1 protein-coding gene is annotated in these 442 nt (G+C 42.8%); it reads right to left on the bottom strand.

Annotated features, from left to right (window positions below; all coding sequences use genetic code 11):
* Window positions 1–442, bottom strand: a 442-nt coding sequence (locus tag AB4585_RS27055) for a mechanosensitive ion channel family protein (protein ID WP_372171828.1), incomplete at both ends; no start/stop codon positions are given.

The following is a 442-nucleotide window of genomic DNA, read 5'->3' as shown; positions in this document are numbered from 1 at the left end:
CGATGTATTCGCGAAAACAGCCGAGATTAGTGAGTCTTCTAAAGTTGATGGGGTCGGAGTCTTGTGGAAGAGTTTGGTTGTATTCTTCGATTTCTTGTTGTTTACGCACAATGTAAGACTTAAGCAATCTGAACTTACCCATGTGTTCAAGCATATCGGCATCCACAAAATTTATCGTCTCCGCATCAATGAATATGGCCCTTTTTATGCGTCTTGCGCCAGTTTCATCTACCCCGTACCAGTTGATAAATGGTTCTGAAACGAGAGTTTGAGAAGGGATCATGGCAATGGTGTTGTCCCAGTTTTTTACTTTTACCGTGGTCAATGTTACTTCCTGTACTGTGCCATCCACTTTGTGGTTATCTAATTGAATCCATTCCCCCGTTGATATCATCTTATTGGCGGCCAACTGAATGCCAGCAATGAAGCCTAGAATGGTGTC

Origin of the sequence: Vibrio sp. 10N.222.49.C9 (genome assembly GCF_041474985.1) — a bacterium.
GTDB lineage: Bacteria > Pseudomonadota > Gammaproteobacteria > Enterobacterales > Vibrionaceae > Vibrio > Vibrio crassostreae_C.
The sequence above is the reverse complement of the archived record's forward strand: the minus strand, read 5'-3'. Positions and strand labels throughout refer to the sequence as shown.